This window comes from Mycolicibacterium grossiae (assembly GCF_008329645.1).
Lineage (GTDB): Bacteria > Actinomycetota > Actinomycetes > Mycobacteriales > Mycobacteriaceae > Mycobacterium > Mycobacterium grossiae.
The window spans coordinates 1,996,988-2,017,188 of sequence record NZ_CP043474.1 but is presented as its reverse complement, the minus strand read 5'-3'; the positions used below and the strand labels follow the sequence as shown (position 1 = coordinate 2,017,188).

At 71.1% G+C, this 20,201-nt stretch carries 22 protein-coding genes; 5 read left to right on the top strand and 17 right to left on the bottom strand.

Annotated features, from left to right (window positions below; translation table 11 throughout):
* Nucleotides 1-14 precede the first annotated feature (14 nt).
* Nucleotides 15-842, top strand: a complete 828-nt coding sequence (locus FZ046_RS09700) for an HAD family hydrolase (protein WP_070354131.1) — start codon at nt 15-17, stop codon at nt 840-842.
* 60 nt (nt 843-902) lie between these two features.
* Nucleotides 903-1,457 carry an FAS1-like dehydratase domain-containing protein gene (locus FZ046_RS09695; protein ID WP_070354084.1) on the top strand — a complete coding sequence of 185 codons (555 nt, stop codon included), beginning with the start codon at nt 903-905 and terminating at the stop codon, nt 1,455-1,457.
* 32 nt (nt 1,458-1,489) lie between these two features.
* On the opposite strand, the gene FZ046_RS09690 is transcribed toward FZ046_RS09695, so the two are convergent.
* The 9 genes from FZ046_RS09690 to FZ046_RS09650 form a co-directional block, all read right to left on the bottom strand.
* Nucleotides 1,490-2,557, bottom strand: a complete 1,068-nt coding sequence (locus FZ046_RS09690) for a lysophospholipid acyltransferase family protein (RefSeq protein ID WP_070354085.1) — start codon at nt 2,555-2,557, stop codon at nt 1,490-1,492.
* A 45-nt stretch (nt 2,558-2,602) separates the two neighbouring features.
* Nucleotides 2,603-3,724, bottom strand: a complete 1,122-nt coding sequence (locus FZ046_RS09685) for an SDR family oxidoreductase (RefSeq protein WP_070354086.1) — start codon at nt 3,722-3,724, stop codon at nt 2,603-2,605.
* Between the two features lie 29 nt (nt 3,725-3,753).
* Entirely contained in the window at nt 3,754-3,855 is a 102-nt protein-coding gene (locus tag FZ046_RS09680) for a 30S ribosomal protein bS22 (protein WP_003402602.1), read from the bottom strand.
* A gap of 148 nt (nt 3,856-4,003) precedes the next feature.
* Nucleotides 4,004-4,276 (bottom strand): helix-turn-helix domain-containing protein, encoded by a 273-nt coding sequence (locus tag FZ046_RS09675; RefSeq protein WP_070354087.1) that lies wholly within the window; start codon nt 4,274-4,276, stop codon nt 4,004-4,006.
* Nucleotides 4,277-4,414: 138 nt separating this feature from the next.
* On the bottom strand, nt 4,415-5,275 hold the full coding sequence (gene proC, locus FZ046_RS09670) for a pyrroline-5-carboxylate reductase (protein ID WP_070354088.1): 861 nt from the start codon (nt 5,273-5,275) through the stop codon (nt 4,415-4,417).
* A gap of 58 nt (nt 5,276-5,333) precedes the next feature.
* Complete coding sequence (locus tag FZ046_RS09665) at nt 5,334-6,131, bottom strand: thioesterase family protein (protein WP_070354132.1); 798 nt, start codon at nt 6,129-6,131, stop codon at nt 5,334-5,336.
* Nucleotides 6,132-6,192: 61 nt separating this feature from the next.
* Nucleotides 6,193-7,038: a sugar phosphate isomerase/epimerase family protein gene (locus FZ046_RS09660; RefSeq protein WP_070354089.1), complete on the bottom strand. Its 846-nt coding sequence runs from the start codon at nt 7,036-7,038 to the stop codon at nt 6,193-6,195.
* Between the two features lie 25 nt (nt 7,039-7,063).
* Nucleotides 7,064-8,230 (bottom strand): Rv0497 family membrane protein, encoded by a 1,167-nt coding sequence (locus FZ046_RS09655; protein WP_070354090.1) that lies wholly within the window; start codon nt 8,228-8,230, stop codon nt 7,064-7,066.
* Complete coding sequence (locus FZ046_RS09650) at nt 8,227-9,213, bottom strand: Ppx/GppA family phosphatase (protein ID WP_070354133.1); 987 nt, start codon at nt 9,211-9,213, stop codon at nt 8,227-8,229. The genes FZ046_RS09655 and FZ046_RS09650 overlap by 4 nt, the downstream gene beginning before the upstream one ends.
* A 25-nt stretch (nt 9,214-9,238) precedes the next feature.
* On the opposite strand from FZ046_RS09650, the gene FZ046_RS09645 reads away from it, so the two are divergent.
* Nucleotides 9,239-10,036 (top strand): DUF3109 family protein, encoded by a 798-nt coding sequence (locus FZ046_RS09645; protein ID WP_099045963.1) that lies wholly within the window; start codon nt 9,239-9,241, stop codon nt 10,034-10,036.
* Here FZ046_RS09645 and FZ046_RS09640 read toward each other — a convergent pair.
* From FZ046_RS09640 to FZ046_RS09625, 4 genes are all read right to left on the bottom strand, one after another.
* Nucleotides 10,017-11,372, bottom strand: a complete 1,356-nt coding sequence (locus FZ046_RS09640) for a glutamate-1-semialdehyde 2,1-aminomutase (protein WP_246182950.1) — start codon at nt 11,370-11,372, stop codon at nt 10,017-10,019. The two genes, FZ046_RS09645 and FZ046_RS09640, sit on opposite strands and share 20 nt — an antisense overlap.
* A 230-nt stretch (nt 11,373-11,602) precedes the next feature.
* Nucleotides 11,603-12,289, bottom strand: coding sequence for a two-component sensory transduction protein RegX (gene regX / locus FZ046_RS09635; protein WP_070354092.1), 687 nt, complete (start codon nt 12,287-12,289; stop codon nt 11,603-11,605).
* Nucleotides 12,286-13,482 carry a sensor histidine kinase gene (locus FZ046_RS09630; protein WP_070354093.1) on the bottom strand — a complete coding sequence of 399 codons (1,197 nt, stop codon included), beginning with the start codon at nt 13,480-13,482 and terminating at the stop codon, nt 12,286-12,288. The genes regX and FZ046_RS09630 overlap by 4 nt, the downstream gene beginning before the upstream one ends.
* Before the next feature lie 166 nt (nt 13,483-13,648).
* Complete coding sequence (locus FZ046_RS09625; RefSeq protein WP_070354094.1) at nt 13,649-14,398, bottom strand: phosphoglyceromutase; 750 nt, start codon at nt 14,396-14,398, stop codon at nt 13,649-13,651.
* A 154-nt stretch (nt 14,399-14,552) separates the two neighbouring features.
* Between FZ046_RS09625 and FZ046_RS27345 the strand changes: the two genes are divergently transcribed.
* On the top strand, nt 14,553-14,720 hold the full coding sequence (locus FZ046_RS27345) for a hypothetical protein (protein WP_099045965.1): 168 nt from the start codon (nt 14,553-14,555) through the stop codon (nt 14,718-14,720).
* A gap of 57 nt (nt 14,721-14,777) precedes the next feature.
* On the opposite strand, the gene FZ046_RS09620 is transcribed toward FZ046_RS27345, so the two are convergent.
* The 3 genes from FZ046_RS09620 to FZ046_RS09610 are packed head-to-tail and all read right to left on the bottom strand — an operon-like array spanning nt 14,778 to nt 17,928.
* Nucleotides 14,778-15,275, bottom strand: a complete 498-nt coding sequence (locus FZ046_RS09620) for a type III secretion system chaperone family protein (protein WP_070354095.1) — start codon at nt 15,273-15,275, stop codon at nt 14,778-14,780.
* Nucleotides 15,272-16,552: a D-inositol-3-phosphate glycosyltransferase gene (gene mshA / locus FZ046_RS09615; protein ID WP_070354096.1), complete on the bottom strand. Its 1,281-nt coding sequence runs from the start codon at nt 16,550-16,552 to the stop codon at nt 15,272-15,274. Before mshA ends, FZ046_RS09620 begins: the two co-directional genes overlap by 4 nt.
* Nucleotides 16,553-16,596: 44 nt before the next feature.
* Entirely contained in the window at nt 16,597-17,928 is a 1,332-nt protein-coding gene (locus FZ046_RS09610; RefSeq protein ID WP_070354097.1) for an ROK family protein, read from the bottom strand.
* Between the two features lie 192 nt (nt 17,929-18,120).
* Between FZ046_RS09610 and FZ046_RS09605 the strand changes: the two genes are divergently transcribed.
* Nucleotides 18,121-18,882, top strand: a complete 762-nt coding sequence (locus FZ046_RS09605; RefSeq protein ID WP_070354098.1) for an SDR family oxidoreductase — start codon at nt 18,121-18,123, stop codon at nt 18,880-18,882.
* Here the strand turns inward: FZ046_RS09605 and FZ046_RS09600 are convergent.
* Entirely contained in the window at nt 18,879-20,186 is a 1,308-nt protein-coding gene (locus FZ046_RS09600; RefSeq protein ID WP_407664455.1) for a L,D-transpeptidase, read from the bottom strand. The two genes, FZ046_RS09605 and FZ046_RS09600, sit on opposite strands and share 4 nt — an antisense overlap.
* Between the last annotated feature and the right edge of the window lie 15 nt (nt 20,187-20,201).

Below are 20,201 nucleotides of genomic sequence, written 5' to 3'. Positions count from 1 at the left end.
AGCGCGACGCCGACGTGCTCGTCGACGAGCATGGCGTCCTCGCCGAGGCGACGGCACCGCAACCCCCGCCCCCGGACCTGACCGCGGCGGCGTTCTTCGACGTGGACAACACCCTGGTGCAGGGCAGCTCGCTGGTCCACTTCGCCCGCGGCCTGGCCGCCCGCAAGTACTTCACCTACGGCGATCTGGCCCGGTTCGGCTATGCGCAGGCCAAGTTCCAGCTCACCGGCAAGGAGAACAGCGACGACGTCGCCGCCGGACGACGCAAGGCGCTGGCGTTCATCGAGGGTCGCCCCACCTCGGAGCTGGCCGACGTCGGCGAGGAGATCTACGACGAGATCATCGCCGACAAGATCTGGCCGGGGACGCGGGCGCTGGCCCAGATGCACCTCGACGCGGGCCAACAGGTGTGGCTGGTCACCGCCACGCCCTACGAGCTGGCCGCCACGATCGCCCGCAAGCTGGGGCTGACCGGCGCGCTCGGCACCATCGCCGAGTCCGTCGACGGCGTCTTCACCGGACGGCTGGTCGGCGAGATCCTGCACGGCGCCGGCAAGGCGCACGCGGTGCGGTCGCTGGCCATCCGCGAGGGACTGAACCTGCGACGCTGCACGGCCTACTCCGACAGCTTCAACGACGTGCCGATGCTGTCGCTGGTGGGCACCGCCGTGGCGATCAACCCGGATGCGGCGCTGCGCGACCTCGCCCGCGAGCGCGGCTGGGAGGTCCGCGACTTCCGCACCGCCCGCAAGGCCGCACGCATCGGGGTGCCCTCGGCGCTGGCGCTCGGAGCGGTCGGCGGAGCGCTGGCCGCCGTGGTCTCGCGCCGGGACGGTCACTGACCCGGCGCTGATAGGCTCGCCCGGCTGGGACGAACCACTGCACGGGAGCAGCACCGAACCATGAGCATCGCCGCCGACATCATCGGAACCCACTACCGGTACCCCGACTACTTCGAGGTCGACCGGGAGAAGGTGCGCGAGTTCGCCCGTGCGGTGAAGGACGACCACCCCGCGCACTACAGCGAGGCCGCCGCGGGTGAATGCGGCTACGACACCCTGATCGCGTCGCTGACGTTCGTCGCCGTGGCGGGCCGCCGCGTGCAGCTGGAGATCTTCAACAACTTCGACGTGCCGATCAACCTGGAGCGGGTGCTGCACCGCGACCAGAAGCTGACCTTCCACCGGCCCATCGTCGTGGGCGACAAGCTGTGGTTCGACTCCTACCTCGACTCGGTGATCGAGTCGCACGGCACCGTGCTGACCGAGGTCCGCGGCGAGGTGACCGACGACGAGGGCAAGCCGGTGCTCACCAGCATCGTGACCATGCTGGGCGAGGCGTCGCACCCCGACGAGGCCGACGAGGTCAGCGCGCAGATCGCCGCGGCGCGCGACGCCGCCATCGCGCGGATGGTTGCCGGGCAAAGATCCGACGCGGGCAAGGACGCGTCTGCCTGACCCGGCCGTGGCGGCGGAGCCGGCCCGGCGCGTCAGCCCAGGAAGGTGTTGCCGCGGTTGGCGAGCAACTGGTACAGCGTCTGCTGGATGGTCTCGCGCACCTGGTCGGTGAGTTCGAACGTGACCATCGGATCCTCGGCGGTCGCCTCGTCGTAGGCGTCGGTGGGGATCGGCTCGCCGAACTGGATGTGCCACTTGGACGGCAGCGGCACCAGCCCGAGCGGGCCCGCGAGCGGGAACAGCGGCGTCACCGGGAAGTAGGGCAATCCGAACAGCCGCGCGATCAGCTTCACGTCGGCGAGCATCGGGTAGATCTCCTCGGACCCGACGATCGAGCACGGCACGATGGGGGCCTTGGCCCGCAGCGCCGCCGACACGAACCCGCCGCGACCGAACCGCTGCAGCTTGTAGCGGTCCCGGAACGGCTTGCCCAGACCCTTGTAACCCTCGGGGAACACCGCGGTCAGTTCGCCGGCCGCGAGCAGGCGGTGCGCGTCGGCGGTGCAGGCCATGGTGTGACCGGCCTTGCGCGCGGCCTGGCCGACGAACGGCATGTCGAACACCATGTCGGCGGCCAGCAGGCGCAGGTCCCGGTGCGCGGGGTGGTAGTCGTGCACCGCGACCGACGCCATCAGGCCGTCGAGCGGCAGCACGCCCGCGTGGTTCGCCACGACCAGCGCCGCACCCGTCTCGGGGAGGTTCTCGATGCCGCTGACCTCGACCCGGAACCACGACTTGAACAGCCCACGCAGCAAAGGAAGGAAGATTGCGTTGTTGAGGTGCGGGTCGAAGCCGAACTCGTCGACCTCGTAGTCGCCGGTCATCCGCTTGCGGGTGAACTCGGCCACCGCGGCGATCTTCTGGGCCAGCTCGTTGGGATCGTCGGCCGCGGTCGACGTGCCCGCGGCGGTGGTGCGGTGCGCGTCGATCTCGCGGACCACGGCGGCCATCTGCTCGGCCGAGGCGCGGGTCCCCGGATCGGTCAGCAGCGACGGGTGTCTGCGCGAACTCTCGGCCCGCGCGGCGGCACGGCGCGCAGCCGAGGAACGGCTCGAACTTCCGTGCAGCGGTATGACTTTCGCCTTCGATTCGCCCGCCACGTCGCTACCTTCTCCCACCCCGTCCGGTCCTCGTCATCCTGGCGCCTACCGGCCCCAGCGCTGCGCCACGGCCACGGCGCGCTTCTCGAGTGAGCGTACCCACCCGGGATCGATGATCGGTGTCAACGACCGACCGCGCACGTAATCGTCAAAAGCCTCCGCCGTACTCCACTTCGGGCTATAACCCAGGTCGGTGCGCATCCGCGAGATGTCCATGACCCGGCCGTAGCTCAAGTAGTTCAGCTGTTCGCGATCGACCTCAGTGTAACGGGTGGCACGTCGCAGCGAATCGACGGCAGACAGTGCCGATTTCGGCACCGGCAACCGGACGCGGCCGGAGCGGCGGATCGCCTGCGACATCATGATGATGCCGGAGGCGCCGACGTTGAACGTGCCCGGCCGACCCGCCACCGTCGCGCGTTCCAGCGCACCGAGGGCGTCCTGCTCGTGCAGTAGTTGCAGCCGGGCGTCGCGCCCGAGCACCGACGGCACCACCGGCCCGGCGAGATACCGCGACAGGGCGGTGTCCATGCCGGGGCCGATCATGTTGGCCAGCCGCAGGATGGTGACGGCGATGTCGGGGCGGCGGCGGGCCAGCCCGCGCGCGTAGCCCTCGATGTCGATCGAGTCGCGCGCGAAGCCACCGGTCGGTGGCCGGCGGGCGCTGCCGTCCTCGGTGAACAGCACGGGATCGAACGCACTCGACCCGTACACCTCCGAGGTCGACTTCAGCACGACGCGGCGCACCGACGGCGCCTTCTGGCACGCCGCGAAGAGCTGCATGGCGCCCATGACGTTCTGCTCCTTGAGCGCGACGCGGCCACCCGAGCGCGGGGCGTAGGAGGCTGCCGACGCATGCACCACGGTGTCGACGTCGCCGTTGCGAATCACCTTGGCGATGAACGGGTTCCGAATGTCGGCCCGCACGAACTCCGCGCGCCCCATGCGGCGCTGCAGGTCCTTGCTCGGGGTCACGGCGTCGACGGCGATGACGTGGTCGATCGCGGGATTCTGCGCCAACCGGGCGGTGAGGTAGCCACCCAGGAAGCGGCACGCGCCGGTGACCAGCACCACCTTCGGGTGCTGGTTCGCCGCGGTGTCGTCGGAGGATCCGCCGGACGTCGACCCCGTCTGGGGCCGACCGCCCGAGCGCCCGTCAGCGTCCATCGGCCCAGCCTATCGGCAGAGCCCGAGGACTACTTGCCGAGTTTTCTACGCTGGACCCGGGTGCGACGAAGCAGCTTGCGGTGCTTCTTCTTCGACATGCGCTTGCGCCGCTTCTTGATGACTGAACCCATGAACTCCGCTACCTAAGACAACCAGGGACTACCAGGGCTACCACCGCCGAGCGAATCGGCCATGCCCTGTCGACTGACCTGGTGAGCTTACCCGCAGAGCCGCGCCGGGACGAAAACGCCCCGGTGCCGCCGGTGCGGACGCGCTCTCCTAACCGGCGTCGAAGTACGACGTCTCCAGCAGGTCGTGCACGGCCTTGGCGTGCACGCGGAACGAGCGGCCGACGCGCACGGCCGGCAGCTCGCCGTTGTGCACCAGGCGGTAGACCGTCATCTTGCTGACCCGCATGAGGCTGGCGACCTCGGCGACCGTGAGGAATTGAGCGCGTGCCGGCTGACCGCCGTCTCCAGCGCCCCCGGCGGCGTCGCGCGCAGCCTTTCCGCCGGCCGAATCGCGCGCCGATGGCCCGTTCATAGACGTCATCGCAACCCAATCAATCAGGCACGGCCTTGCCAGCGGCTTCCCCACCGTTGGCGCAGGTGCGTGCATACAACGAGGAGAATAGCGTGGCAGGAGGGATTATTGCGACGGGTGTGGGACTTTCCGTACGAAGTTCCGGAACTACTCCGATGTAATTCCTAGCTGCTCAGAGCGGGTTTTCGCCGCGGACACCGCATTGGCCACCGCGGCCCGCAGGCCACCGGCCTCGAGTTCCCGCAGACCAGCGGCGGTGGTGCCGCCCGGGGACGTCACCATGGCCCGCAACACGGTGGCGCTGGCGTCGATCGCGCCGTCGCCCGCCTTGGCCCCGGCGTCGATGCGGTCGAGCAGCATCGCGGCCGAACCGAGCATCGTCTGGGCCGCCAGCTTCGTCGCCACGGACCGCGGCAGGCCGTTGGCGACGCCCGCGTCGACGAGCGCCTCGGCCATCAGGAAGAAGTACGCCGGGCCCGATCCCGACACCGCGGTGACCGCGTCGATCTGGCTCTCGGGCACCCGTTCCACCTCGCCGACCGACCCGAAGATCTCGGCGACCTCGGCCACCTGCTCCTCGGTGGCGAACGTGCCCGCCGCGACGGCGCTGATGCCGACGCCGACGAGCATCGGGGTATTGGGCATGACCCGCACGACCGGGGCGCCCGCAGGCAGCTGCGACTCGTAGTACCCGGTGCCCACCCCGGCGACCACCGACACGATCACCTGCTCGGTGCTGCCGTTGTCGGCACGGCCGACGGCCTCGGCGATCTGCTCGACGATTCCGGCGACGTCACCGGGCTTCACCGCGACGACGACGTAGGCCGCGTTCTCGGCCGCGTCGGCGACCGACGTCAGCAGCACCGAGTACTTCTCGGAGAGCTTCTTGGCGCGCGCCGGATCCTTCTCCGACACCGCGAGGTCCTTGGCCTGCCGGCCGGCCTGCAACAGCCCCGCCAGCAGCGCCTCGCCGATGCTTCCGCCGCCGATGATCGCGATTCTCGCCACGGGGGAAGCATGGCACGCCCGGGGGTCCGGGGCGGTCACGGCCGCCGCCGGGCGTGCCTCAGGCCGGCCCGGGCACCAGCGCGAGCTGGCGGGACTGCACGATGATGCGGCCCTCGCAGTCGACCACCACGTGGTCCTCGTCGAACCACTCCGCACCGATCTGCATGGTGGTGCACAGCACCCGCAGCCAGCCGTCGGCCGGGATGCCCCGCAGGTAGGCCGTCAGCTGCACCGTCGGCGCCCAGCCGAACCTGTTGACGCCGTAGGTGACCGGCGCCGAGACGTCGCCGCAGACGAGCGCGAACAGCACGTCGGGCGCGCAGTCCTTCGGCCGCACCCAGTACTCGATCACGGGCGGGCCGCCGTCGGCGCGCGGTGCCATGGTGGTCAGCGAGGGGCGGATGTCGCAGCCACGGGCCAGGTGCACGACGTCGGCCATCGGGTGACCCGGGCCGATCGGCTCCAGTCCCGGTGGCGGTTCGGGCGTCATCAGCGGCACCACGGGATTGGCGACCAGCAACGGGTCGACGTGCTGCTCCGGTACGGCCAGCGTGATGGCCGCGCGCACCGCCACGCGGTCACCCTGGCCGAGTTCCACGTCGACGAGGTTCACCCGCCGGCCGCGCTTGCGGGTCGTCACCGTCACGTGCATCGGCCCGGGATCGGGCGCCCAGAGGAAGCTGCCCGACACCGCGATGGGTTCCAGGCCGGGCGTTCCGATCGCCGCGCGGGCGGCCTTCGCGCACAGCGCCAGCATCACCCCGCCGTGCACCTTCGGACCGATCGTCCAGTGCTCGTTCAGTACGCCGCCGAAGCGGCTGACATCGCCGTCGCGGGTGAGTTCCTCGAGGGCCATCGCCTCGGTGAAGGACGCCGACGGTTCCGCCGGGCTCGGGTCGCTCACGGTCTTCCCTTCCTCAGCGCAGCAGGTGCTGGCGCGCGAACTCCAAGGACTCGGTCAGCAGCTGCTCGCGTTCGGCGGCGGTACGCGCGCGCGACGTGGTGACCTCGAGGATGACGTGCCCGGCGAAGTCCGACGCCGCGAGCATCTGGCAGATCTCGACGGCCGGCTGCGTGCCGTGCCCGGGCACCAGGTGCTCGTCGGTGGCGGCGCCGCTGCCGTCGCACAGGTGCAGGTGCACCAGCCCGTCACCCATCCGCTGCGCCATGTCGAGGGCGTCGGTCCCCGCGGTGGCGGCGTGGGAGAGGTCCAACGTGTAGTGCGCGTGGCCGCCGTCGAGCGGATCGTAGGACGGCGCGAACGCCGAGATCGCCGTGCCGGGGCTGCCGCCGCGCCGGCGCATCCGCTCGATCGAGGACTGCCCGGCACCGAAGAAGCGGTCGGTGCGGAAGGGGAACATGTTCTCCACCGCCACCATCACGTCACTGCGCGCCTCGAGTTCGGCGACCTGGTCGGAGAAGCCCTCGGCGTAGCGGCGCTGCCACCGGAACGGCGGGTGCACCACCACGGTCTGCGCCCCCAACTCCTCGGCCGCGCGCACGCTGCGATCGAGTTTGGGGATGGGGTTCGCGCCCCAGATCCGCTGCGAGATCAACAGACACGGCGCGTGCACCGACAGCACCGGCACGTCGTAACGGCGCGACAGCGTCGCGATGGCGTCGACGTCCTGGCTGGCCGTCTCGGCCCACACCATGAGTTCGACGCCGTCGTACCCCAGGCGGGCGGCGTACTCGAAGGCCGCCTCGGTCCGCAACGGATAGACCGAGGCGGTCGAGAGACCCACCTTGATGGCAGGGCGCATCAGGTCCTATCCGGCCGGGGTGGGGTCAATTCGACTGCAGCAACGCCAGCGGGCCCAGGGTGACGAGGGCACCGACGGCCACCGCGATCAGCGTGCTGCCGATGTCCTCGGTCTTGCGCACCACCCGCACGCCGACCACCAGGCCCAGGATCACCAGCACCGACAGCACCAGCGCGACGATGTTGTTCCACTTCCAGAGCTGGTCGAACGCGATGAACAGCCCGGCACCGAACGCGACGGCCAGGATGCACTGCGCCACCACCCAGGCGCCCCGCAGGATCGCCGTGCCGCGGGACTCGGGTTCCTCCTCGACGTCGACGAAGCCGTCCTCGTCGTCCTCCGCGGCGTCGCGGACGTCACCGGTATCGCCGAGGTCGCCGTCGCCGAGGTCGATGTCCTCCGGCCCGGGCTGCCTGCCGCGGCGGGCCAGGTCGTCGGCGACGGTCTGACCGCCGAACAGCGTGTCGGTGCTCGACCGCAGGTAGGACGGCGATGCGTCACCGGATTCGGTTGTCGTGGAAGCGATTTCGGTGAAGTCGAGATCCAGCGCATCGTCGTCGACGTCGTCGTCGACCGCGGGGTCCGGGCTCATCTGCTCGGCGCCGCCGCCGGTGAAACCGCTCGGACGCCGGGTCCGCGGGGTGAACTCCAGCGGCGCGGGGTCGGCGTCGCGTTGCGCGAGATGCGCGGCGTAGTCGCGTTCCTCGGGCGTGGCCGGGACCTCGGTGACCGTCTCCGTGCCGGTGCCGCTGTCGGTGGCACGGTCCCGGGCCTCGAGGGCCGACTCGTCGTCGGCGTCGGCCTCGTCGTCGGTAACGACCTCGGTGTCTCCGGCGTCCTCGGCACGCCCGGCCTCGGCACGCCCGGCCTCGTCCGGCACGCCTTCCTCGACCGCCGTGTCGTCGGCGAGCACACCCGCCTCATCGGGGGCGTCGAGGACCTCGGCGTCGTCGACCTCGTCGACCTCGTCGGCGACGCGGTCCGGCGCGACCGGCGCCTGCTGCACCAATTCCTCGGGCGCCGCGCTGATGATCGGGATCTCACCGGTGAGTTCGGCGACGGTGACGGAGTCGCTGTTGCCGCGCCGACGGCGGCGCCGGCCGCCCACCGGCGGCGCGCCGATGGTGCCGTTGCGGGCCAGCAGTTCGGCGACCGAGATGGGCCGGGTGGCGTCGTCTTGAGGGTCTGTCATCGTCTGTCGCCTTTGGCCTTGGCTAATTCGGCCGACGTCTCCACGAATGCGGTTCCATCGGCCTCACTGTCGAGTTTCCGCAAGATCAATCCCTCTCGCAACGCCCAGGGGCAAATGTCGACGGTATCGATCGACAGTGCACGCATGCTCGCTTCGGCCACCAGTGCGCCCGCCACGATCTGTGGCGCGCGTTCGGCGCTCACCCCTTCCAGTTCCGCTCGGTCCGCGGCGGTCATCCTAGAGATGAAGGCTATGAGCTGCCGCAATCCCGCTGCCGTCAGTGTCCTCTTCACCCGCGGTCCCGCGCCAGAAGGCGCCGCGCCGGTGAGTCGGGCCAGCGAGCGGAAGGTCTTCGACGTCGCGACCGTGAGGTCCGGCGTCCCGGCGCCGAGCACCTTGGCACCCGCCTCGGCCACCTCGTTGTCCAGCCAGTCCCGCAGCATCGCCACGCGGCGCCGGCCCGGCGGGTCGTCCTGCAGCCATTCCCGCGTCAGCCGGCCCGCACCGAGGGGCAGCGAGAGCGCCACGTCGGGCTCCTCGTCGACGCCGCTGGACAGCTCCAGCGATCCGCCGCCGATGTCGATGTTCGTGATGCGGCCCGCGCTCCAGCCGTACCAGCGGCGGACCGCGAGGAACGTCAACCGGGACTCGTTGACGCCGCTGAGCACCTGCAGCGCGACCCCGGTCTCGTTGCGCACCCGAGCCAGCACGTCGTCGGAATTGGTGGCGTCGCGCACCGCCGAGGTGGCGAACGCCATCAGCTCCTTGCACCCGGAACTGGTGGCGATCTTGGCGAATTCGTCGATGGTCTCGACGAGCTTGTCGGCGCCCTTGCGGGTCAGCTTGCCGGACCCGTCGATGGCCTCGGCGAGGCGCAGCGAGGCCTTGGTCGAACTCATCGGCGTGGGATGACCCCCGCGCCGCGCATCCACCACCAGCAGGTGAACAGTGTTGCTGCCCACGTCGAGCACGCCCAATCGCACGGATCCCACGGTAACGGGTCTACCGTTGGATTCCGTGAGCGGATCACATGTCCCGCAGCATCCCGGCGAGGTCGAACTCGACTTCGCCCGCGAGTGGGTGGAGTTCTTCGACCCCGAGAATCCCGAGCACCTCATCGCGGCGGACATGACGTGGCTGCTGTCCCGCTGGACCTGCGTCTTCGGCACCCCGGCCTGCCAGGGGACGGTCGCCGGCCGCCCGGACGACGGGTGCTGCTCGCACGGCGCCTTCCTCTCCGACGACGACGACCGCGCCGGACTCGACGACGCCGTGGCGAAGCTCACCGACGCGGACTGGCAGTTCCGGGAGAAGGGCCTCGGCCGCAAGGGATACCTCGAGATGGACGAGTACGACGGGAAGCCGAATTGGCGCACCCGGAAGTACAAGGGCGCCTGCATCTTCCTCAACCGGCCCGGCTTCGCCGGCGGCATCGGCTGCGCGCTGCACTCCAAGGCGCTGAAGCTGGGCGTGGAACCGCTGACGATGAAGCCGGAGGTGTGCTGGCAGTTGCCGATCCGCCGCACCCAGGAGTGGGTGGAGCGGCCCGACGGCAGCGAGATCCTCAAGACCACGATCACCGAGTACGACCGCCGCGGCTGGGGCGAGGGCGGTGCCGACCTGCACTGGTACTGCACCGGCGACCCCGCGACGCACGTCGGCTCACGGCCGGTCTGGCAGTCCTACGCGCCCGAGCTGACCGAACTGCTCGGAGAGAAGGCCTACGGCGAGCTGGCCGCCATGTGCAAGCGCCGTGGGGCACTGGGCCTGGTCGCCGTGCATCCCGCTACGCGCGCCGCTCGATGAACCGCGGTGCGGCGCCGCGCCGGATCGCCGGCGCCACCGGCCGGCCCTGCAGCAGCCCGTCGGTCGACTTGCGGTCGATGGCCTGCCGGTAGACCGCGAGCGCCTCGGTGACGGCGGCGACGGTCTGGTCGACGTCGGCGGCGCCGTGGGCGGCCGACGTCGCGAAGGACTGGCCCAGGACGCCGCGGCGCAGGAGTTCCTGCAGGAACAGCGTGCGGTACGCCGGCGACAAACGGCCCTCGGCGTCCCGGGTGGCGAACAGCAGACACGACGACCGGCCGACCACCTCGACGTAGAACGCGAGCCCCGCCGCGGTGACGGCGGCGGTGATCTCCGCCGCGAGCTGCCGGCCAGCCGCCTCCATCGCGCCGATCGGATCCTGGGTGCGGTAGGCGTGCACGACGGCGCGGAACGCCGCGAGCGACGCGGTCTCCGGGCCGTACGTCGTCGACAGCAGGAACACCCGGTCACCGCTGGTGCGCAGACCGCCGAGTTCCATGTACTCACGGCGCCCGGCCAGTGCCGCGAGTGGAAAGCCGTTGGCCATCGCCTTGCCCCAGCAGGACAGATCGGGCCGCACCCCGTAGCTGGCCTGCGCCCCGCCCGCCGACCACCGGAAGCCGGTGATGGTCTCGTCGAGCACCATCAGCGCGCCGTGCGCGTCGCACAGCCGCCGGACGCCGTCGAGGAAGCCGGGACGCGGCTCGGCCAGCGCCGTCGCGGCCTCCAGCATGACGCAGGCGACGTCCCCGGCGGCCAGCACCGCGGCCAGCGAAGACAGGTCGTTGAAGTCGAAGCGGACCGTATCGGCCCGCGTCGTGGCGGGGATGCCGCGGTTCATCGCCGTCGTGCCGATGAACCAGTCGTCGGTGGAGAAGAACGGCTGCCGGCACACCGCGACGCGGGTGCGGCCGGTCACCGCCCGGGCCAGCCGCACCGCCGCGGTGGTGACGTCGGAGCCGTTCTTGGCGAACTTCACCATGTCGGCGGCGGGCACCAGCGCCAGCAGGTCCTCGGCCGCGGCGACCTCGAGTTCGGTGGGCCTGCTGAAGTTGACGCCGTCGGCGACCGCGCGGGTGACGGCCTCCACCACGGGCGCGTAGCCGTGGCCGAGCGTCACCGACCGCAGGCCCATCCCGTACTCGACGTAGGCGTTGCCGTCGACGTCCCACACGCGGCAGCCGCGACCGCGTACCAGGACCGGCGCCATGAACTCGGGGTACTGGTCCGAGCCGCGCGCGTAGGTGTGCGCACCTCCGGGGACCAGCTCGTGCAACCTGTCCTGCAGCGCGCGCGACCGCGCGAAACTCCGGGTGACCGGACCGGGTTCGATCACGGGGTGACCGCCCCCCGCGCCCGCTGCGCCGCTGTGTTCGCCACGTGCCGGGCCCCCGCCTCTTCGTCGTGGTCACGGGCGGTGCCGACGGCGCCACACGCGGTCGGCTACCGCGGCGGTGGGACACCGCCGCCGGCAGGCGACTACGCGAAGGGTAACAGGACGCAGCTAAGCGGGCGACCGTTGCTGAATCCGCATCGTGCGACGGATGTGCGAGAAGGAGTCGGGGCTCAGCCCTCCAGCTTGTAGCCCAATCCCCGGACCGTCACGAGGTGCACCGGATTGGCCGGGTCCGACTCGATCTTGCTGCGCAACCGCTTGACGTGGACGTCGAGGGTCTTGGTGTCGCCGACGTAGTCCGCACCCCACACCCGGTCGATCAGCTGGCCGCGGGTCAACACCCGACCACTGTTGCGCATGAGGTATTCGAGCAAATCGAATTCCTTCAGCGGCAGCGTGATCGCATCGCCGTTCACGCTGACGATGTGCCGCTCCACGTCCATCCGGACCGGACCCGCCTCCAGCACGCCGTCGGCGACGCCCGCGTCATCGGTGTCCGCGCCGCGCCGCAGCACGGCCCGGATGCGGGCGATCAGCTCCCGTGCCGAGTACGGCTTGGTGACGTAGTCGTCGGCACCGAGTTCCAGCCCGACCACCTTGTCGATCTCGCTGTCCCGCGCGGTCACCATGATCACCGGGACGCTCGAACGCGACCGGAGTTGTTTGCAGACGTCGGTTCCGCTCATCCCCGGCAGCATGAGGTCGAGCAGGACGATGTCCGCGCCGGCCCGCTCGAACTCGGCGAGCGCCGACGGGCCGTCGGTGACCACCGTCGCCTCGAAGCCCTCCTTGCGAAGCAGGAACGCCAGCGGATCGGCCAACGACTCCTCGTCTTCGACGATCAAGACACTGGTCACTTCTCGTGGTCCTCTCGGTCCTCACGATGCTCCGGTTCGTCATCGTGATGGGGGTAGGCCGGGATCGACAGCGTGAACGTCGACCCCGTTCCCGGCTGACTCCACAGCCGGATGGATCCGTTGTGGTTGGCGGCCACGTGCTTGACGATCGCCAGACCGAGACCGGTGCCGCCGGTCGCGCGGGAGCGGGCCTTGTCGACGCGGAAGAAGCGCTCGAACACCCGCTCCTGGTCGGCGCGGGCGATGCCGATGCCGCGGTCGGTCACGGCGATCTCGACGTTGTCGCCCCGCCGGCGGCGCGAGATCGACACCGGCGAACCCTTCGGCGAGTAGGCGATCGCATTCGACACCAGGTTCGCCAGCGCCGTCACCAGCAGCGCCTGGTCGCCGTACACCCGGTAGCCGGTGGGCGCGTCCGTGGTGATCGCGATGTCGGCGTTGTCGGCGGCCACCTTGTAGCGCGACAGCGCCTCGGACACCACCGTGTCCACCTCCACGGGGCCGAGGTCGGGCAGCGCCTCGGCGCCCTGCAGCCGGGACAGCTCGATCAGCTCGCCGACCATGTTGCCGAGCCGGTTGGACTCCACCACCATCTTGTTGGCGAACCGGATCACGGTGTCGGGGTCGTCGGCCGACGCCAGCAGCGCCTCGGCCAGCACCGCCATCGCACCGACCGGCGTCTTCAGTTCGTGGCTGACGTTGGCGACGAAGTCCCGGCGCGTGGCCTCCATGCGGGCGTGCTCGGACTGGTCGTCGACGTAGATGACCGCGAAGCGGCGGTCCTCCTCGGTGAGCCGCCGGACGTGCCCGCGCACGTGCAGTCGGTGCCGCCCCGCGCTCTGCGAGCGCGACGTCGCGAGGTCGACCTCGGCGTCCTCCCCCGTCGTCAGCGTGCGCTGCGCCGCGGACCAGGCACGGTCGTCGAGCAGCCGGTCACGGACCAGACCCAACTCCCGGGCCTGATCGTTCATGTAGACCACGTCACGGTAGACGTCGACCACCACGATGCCCATCGGCGAGAGGGCGGTGACGTGCTGCAGCATCTCCGAGATCGTGATGCCGCCCTGATCGGCGGCGCGCCGTTCTCGGCGTTCGCGGAGCCGCGCCATCAGCACCGCTCCGACCGCTGCGCCGAGCGCCAGCGCGAGCAGTGCCACGACTGCCGACAACAGCAGTGCGGACCCCACACTCACAGCCGAATCGTACGCAGCCGGTGAACGTCATCCCAGCAGCGTGCGGCCAAATCGGGACAAGTCACAAACGCAAAGACAGGTGTTCGACGTCCGTTCACCGGAGTTCACCCAACGTTGGTCTCGGGGGTCCGGCGCGCAGGGCGGGCGAGGTGTGTGGGCGGCCGGTCTACTTGGCGCCCTGGGCAGCCACGGCGGCGGCGCCCGCCGCGGCGGCGTCCGGGTCGAGGTAGCGCCCGCCGGCCTGGGTCGGCGTCAGGTCCGCGTCGAGGTCGTAGACCAGCGGGATGCCGGTCGGGATGTTCAGTCCGACGACGTCGTCATCGGACATCCCGTCCAGGTACTTCACCAGTGCGCGCAGCGAGTTGCCGTGCGCGGCGATCATCACCGTGCGGCCGGCGCGAAGGTCCGGCGCGATGGTCTGCTCGAAGTACGGCACGAAGCGGGCGACCACGTCGGCGAGGCACTCGGTGAGCGGGCCGCCGTCGATGTCGGCGTAGCGCGGATCGGCGTCCTGGCTGAACTCGCTGCCCTTCTCGATGGCCGGCGGCGGCGTGTCGTAGCTGCGCCGCCACGCCATGAACTGCTCTTCGCCGTACTTCTCCTTGGTGGCGGCCTTGTCGAGCCCCTGCAGGGCACCGTAGTGCCGCTCGTTGAGACGCCAGTTGCGATGCACCGGGATCCACAGTCGGTCGGCGGCGTCCAGCGCGAGGTGCGCGGTCGTGATGGCCCGCCGCAGCAGCGAGGTGTAGAGCACGTCGGGCAGCACGCCCTCCTCGGCGAGCAGCGCCCCGCCGCGGGTGGCCTCGGCCCTGCCCTTGTCGGTGAGGTCGACGTCCACCCAGCCGGTGAACAGGTTGCGTGCGTTCCATTCGCTCTCGCCGTGGCGGAGCAGCACCAGCGTGGCCATGCGCCTCATCCTTCCACGGCCGTTCCCGCCGTGTCCGGCGAGGACCGACCGGTCGATTCCTGCCACCGGCCGGTCAATCACTGCCACCGGAAATCAATGGGCTGACCTGCTGGTTGTTGGGGTCAGACCACCGCAGCAGCGGTTCGAGGAGAGGGAAGAGATCATGAAGAAGACCACCATCACCAGTGTCATCGCCGCCGGCTTCGCCGCTGCCGTCCTGGGTCTCGCCGGCACCGCCAATGCCGACGTCACCCACCACGACTGGATCCAGGACATCCAGCAGCAGGCCAGCGTCGGCGCGGTCACCTCGACCGTGGGCAACGGTCGCTGACTGGCGACACCACGACGAAGGGCACCCCGACCGGGGTGCCCTTCGTGGTGTCAGGGGTTAGTCGTCGTCGATGAGGTGCTCGAAGGCCTTGAGGTTCTTGAGCGACTCGCCTCGCGCGACGCGCCACTCCCACTCCTTCTGGATCGAGGAGCGGAAGCCGAGTTCGAGAAGGGTGTTGAAGTCGGAGTCGACGGCGTCGAGCACCTGGCCGAGCACGCGGTCGACCTCCTCGGGCGTGACGGCGTGCAGGGCCATCCGGCCGACGAGGTAGATGTCGCCGACGTTGTCCAGGGTGTAGGCGACGCCGTAGAGCTTGCGGTTGCGCCGCAACATGAAGCGGTAGACGCCCTCGTTGTTCTCGTCGGGCCTGCGGCAGACGAACGACTCCACGCGCACCGAGTGGTCTCCGACGCGCAGCAGCGTGTTGGTCTTCAGCTTGCGCTCCCCCGGCAGCGCCACCACGACGCCGTCGTGGCCGTGCTCCTCGCGGTCGAGCACCTGGTACTCCAGGTCGTGCTGGGCCAGGGTGTCCTCGATGACCCGTTGGACGCTCACAGCCGCACGCCCCGCCGGAGCGGCAGCCGCCGGCCGCGGCGCGGTGCGGCGTCGCGGCGCTGGTGGCGGGACCGGTAGTCGCCGATCGCGCGGCCGTAGCTGGCGAGCAGTCCGTCGACGGTGTGCGACCAGGAGAAGTTGGCCGCGTGCGCGTGCGCCGCACCGGACAGTGCGCCGGGTCCGCGGTCCAGCACGCCGCGCAGCGCGGCGGCCCAGTCGCCGGCGTCGTGGGTGCGCACCAGGGCGCCGCTGACACCGTCGGCGACCGCCACCGGCAGCCCGCCGACCGCCGCCGCCACCACGGGCGTGCCGCAGGCCTGCGCCTCGACGGCGACCAGCCCGAAGGACTCGGCGTAGCTCGGGACCGCCACCACGTCGGCGGCACGGTAGACCTCGGCGAGCCGCTCGCGGCTCTGCGGGGGAAGGAACGTCACGCGGTCGGTGATACCCAGGTCGGCGGCCAGCCGAACCAGCCCGTCCGGATTGGCCAGCCCGGACCCGGACGGTCCGCCCGCGATCAGCACCCGCACGCCGGGGAGTTCGGCCGCCGCGCGCAGCAGGACGTCGGGGGCCTTGAGCGGCTGGATGCGGCCGACGAACGCGATCACCCGTTCGCGCTGATCGATGCCGAGCGCGGCGCGGGCCGCCTGCCGGTCGCCGGGGGTGAACGTCGCCAGATCCACTCCCGGATGCACCACGTCGATGCGGTCCGGGTCGGCGTGGTGCAGCGAAACCAGTTGTCGTGCTTCGTAATCGGTGTTGACGATCAGCCGGTCGGCCTCGTCGACCACCTGCTGCTCGCCGATGGCGCGCATCGGCGGTTCCGGCTGGTCGCCCTCGGCGAGCGAGGCGTTCTTCACCGCCGCCAGCGTGTGCGCGGTGTGCACCAACGGCACCGCCCAGCGGTCGCGGGCCAGCCAGCCCACCTGTCCGGAGAGCCAGTAGTGCGAGTGGACGACGTCGTAGTAGCCGGGCTCGTGGGTCGCCTCGGCGCGCAGGACGCCCGCGGTGAACGCGCACAGCTGCGTCGGCAGGTCGTTCTTGTCGAGACCCTCGAAGGGGCCGGCGACGACGTTGCGCACCAGCACCCCGGGTGCCACCCGCACGACCGGTTCGTCCGAGGACGACGTGGCCCGGGTGAAGATCTCCACCTCGACGCCGCGGCGGGCCAGCTCGACCGCGCTCTGCAGCACGTAGACGTTCATCCCGCCCGCGTCGCCGGTACCCGGCTGGGCCAGCGGCGAGGTATGGACGGACAGGACGGCGACGCGCACCATCCCATCCTTACACCGCGGCGGATCGGCCCTCGTCGGGCGGTCGGTCAGGCGGACTCGGTGCGGCGGCTCTGTGCCCGCCGCATCGCGCCGATCGGGTCGGCGTACAGGCCGCCGAGTGACACGACGCCTGCGCCGGCCTCCTGGATGCGGTTGCCGAAGGACGTCAGGCGGATGTCGCGGGCGCCGAGCACCGAGCGCTCGGCGAAGGCGGCCTCGACGAGCGCCATGCCCTCGGGGTACTCGGTGAAGGCCTGGCCGCCGACCACCAGGTCGTCCGGGTTGAGCATGTCGCGCAGCAGCGCGACGGCCTCGCCGAGGACCCGGGCGCGTTCGGCGAGCAGGTCGGCGGCCTGCGCGTTGCCCTGACGGGCCGCCCGGAACACCCCGCCGATGGTCGACGACGGACCCTCGGCGGGCACGATGCGCAGCCGGCGCGCCGCCGCCACCACGGCCTCGTCGCTGACGGTGGTCTCCAATCGCCCTGAGCCGCCGAGCTTCTCGGACTGCACCGGAAGCGCCGCGATGGTGCCGGGGCCGCTGGCCGGCGAGTGCACCCGGCCGCCGATGGACAGCGCGTAGCCGACGGTCTCGCGGGCGTACAGGTAGAGGCTGGTGCCGGCGTCGCGGGCGGCGTCGGCGTTGCGGCCCGCGGGACGCCGGGCACCGAGCAGCAGTTCGGCACCGGCCATCGCCTCGACGTGCGAGGCCAGCGACACCGGCAGGCCGAGGGCCTCGGCGAGCACGGGGCCGACGGGTGCGCCCGACCAGCCAAGCCGCGGGTGATCGATCAGCCCGGTGACGCTGTCCACGACGCCACCTGCGGTGACGCCGACCCACAGCGGGCGGCGGCGGTGCCAGCGGCTCAGATAGCGACGGGCACTGGCCGCCAGGGCGTTCAGCGCCACCCCCTGGGAGCCGTGCGGGGTCGGGGTCTCGACCACGTCGAGCGTGCGGCCGAACAGGTCGGTGGCCGCGATGCTGGTGGTGCGGGCGCCGATGTGCAGGGCCAGCGTGAGGAACGGTTCATGGTTGATCTCGACCGGCACGCGGGGCCTGCCGATCGCGCCGGACACCGCGAGGTCGGCGCGCTCGCGCAGGACTCCGGCGTCGAGCAGCGCCGTCACCTGACGGTTCACCGTGGCGATGCTCAGCCCGGTGACCTTGGCGATGACGTCGCGGGCGATGGGTCCGCGCACACGGGCGGCGCCGAAGACGGCCGCCGCGGCGGCGTCGGCCACCCGCAGCGACGGCGCGACGATGTGGTGGCGGGCCAGCAGCGCGCGCTTGGCGTGCGTCGCCGGCGCTTGCCGAGTGGCCGGCACGACCGGGGCGATCGTCGTGGTGAGGGTGGTGCGGGGAGAAGCCGGTGCGGCCATGATGTCGTCCTGGTGTCGAGTCGGGCTGGTGGGGCGGGGCCACACCTGCGACTCAGCGGGACGGAGGAAGTCCGGGTCTGGTCAGGCGCGGCGCGAAGCGCGACAACAACAACACGCACGCCGAACGGCGATGCGGGAAGCCTGACGAGCGGACACGAGAGAGAACGTAGCACGCTGACTAGAGTCGGGGGAATGACCGCATCCTCTGCTTCCCCGCGCGTCGCCGTGGTGACCGGCGCCAGTTCCGGCATCGGTGAGGCGACCGCCAGAACCCTTGCGGCGCAGGGTTTTCACGTGGTCTGCGTGGCGCGCCGCGAGGACCGCATCGCCGCCCTGGCGACGGACATCGGCGGCACCGCGATTGTGGCGGACGTCACTGACCAGGCGGCGGTGGACGCGCTCGCGGCCGCGGTGGCCGACCTGCCGGGCGCACTCGCGGTCCTGGTGAACAACGCGGGCGGCGCCAAGGGTCTGGAGCCAGTGCTCGACGCCGACGTGGAGCACTGGCGGTGGATGTGGGAGACCAACGTGCTCGGCACGCTACGGGTCACGCGCGCGCTGCTGGGTCAGCTCGTCGACTCCGGCGACGGCCTGGTGGTCACCATCACCTCGATTGCGGCGTTCGAGACCTACGACGGCGGTTCGGGTTACACGTCGGCCAAGCACGCCCAGGGCGCCCTGCACCGCACGCTGCGCGGTGAGCTGCTCGGAAAGCCGGTGCGCTTCACCGAGATCGCGCCCGGCGCCGTCGAGACCGAGTTCTCCCTGGTGCGCTTCGCCGGCGACGAGGACCGCGCCGCCGGCGTCTACCGGGGCATCACGCCGCTGGTGGCCGACGACGTCGCCGAGGTGATCGGGTTCGTGGCGGCGCGACCGTCGCACGTCAACCTCGACCAGATCGTCATCCGGCCGCGCGATCAGGCCCCCAACGGCCGGTTCAACCGAACGACCTAGCCGCCGGGCGCCGACGTCACCGGAGCAGGGGTGCTGGTGGTCGGGGTGCCGGACAGTGTCGGGGCGTCGCTCGGCGTCGCGGGCGCGGAGTCCGGGATGTTGGTCGGCTTGGCCGAGTCGTTGAGCGCCGACATCGACGTCCACTCGTCCCACGGCACGGCCCAGTCCCAGATGTCGCCGTCGGCATAGGACAGCTGCAGCCGGGTGCCGGTGACCTCCACCGGATCGCCGTAGATGGCGGTGTTGAAGTACTGCTCGGCGTCGGTGATCGACAGGTTGATGCACCCGTTGGTGACGTTGCTGTTGCCCTGCGCGCCCGAGCTGGCCGGGTTGGCGTGGATGAACTCGCCGTTGTTGGAGATCCGCACGGCGAAACGCTCGCGGACGTTCGCGTAGCCCGCGGCGGGGTTGGTCATGTAGAAGTCCTCGTACTTCTCGGTGACCACGTGGATGCCGCTGCGCGTGACGTTGCGGTCCAGGTCGCCCTCGCCGTAGCTGCACGGGAAGTCCATGATCACCGAGCCGCCCTCGTCGAGCACCTGGATGCGGTGGCTGGACGCCTCGGCCTTGACCACCTGACGGCGGCCGATCGCGAAGTCCAGGCTGACGTCGGAGGCGCCGTAGGCGGCGTTGCCGAACGGCACGCCGTACAGGTTGGCCTTGACGTGCACCTGCGTGCCGGGCGGGTAGTACTCCCGGGTGCGGTAGTGCACGCGCGAGCCGCCGGCCTCGTCGGGCAGCCACGCCCAACTGCCCTCGACGGCCGGCTCCGTGGTCACCTGCAGCGCCTTCTCGACCGCCGGCTTGTCGGCGTCGTCGATCGCGGCGTCGAACTGCAGGATGATCGGCGCGGCGACGCCGACGGTCTGCCCGTCGGCGAGCTGGAACTGCCCGCTGACCTGCTTGCTGGGGTCGACGGTGGTGAAGCTGCCCCGCAGCGGCACGGCCTTGCCGTCGTGACCGACGGCCGAGCCGGTCCAGGTGTACTCGACGCCGTAGCCGAGCGGTTCGGTGACGGTGAAGGCCGTGCGGTCGCGGTTCACCGCGCCGGCGACCACCTTGCCGGCGGCGTTGGTCAGCGCGACCTTCTGGAACCAGCCGTTCTTCACCTGCGCGCCGACCGGCGCGGTGGGCGCCACGTCGGCGGCCGCGTCCGCGGGGTTCAGGGCGACCTCGACGGGCTTGGGGGCCTCGGAGGATGCGGTGCCGCCGTCTCCGGTCAGGGATTTGCCCGCGCATGCGGCCAGGAATCCCGACGTGCCCACGGCGATCGCGGTGAGCGCACGGCGGCGATTGATGGTCACGTGGACCAAGGGTAC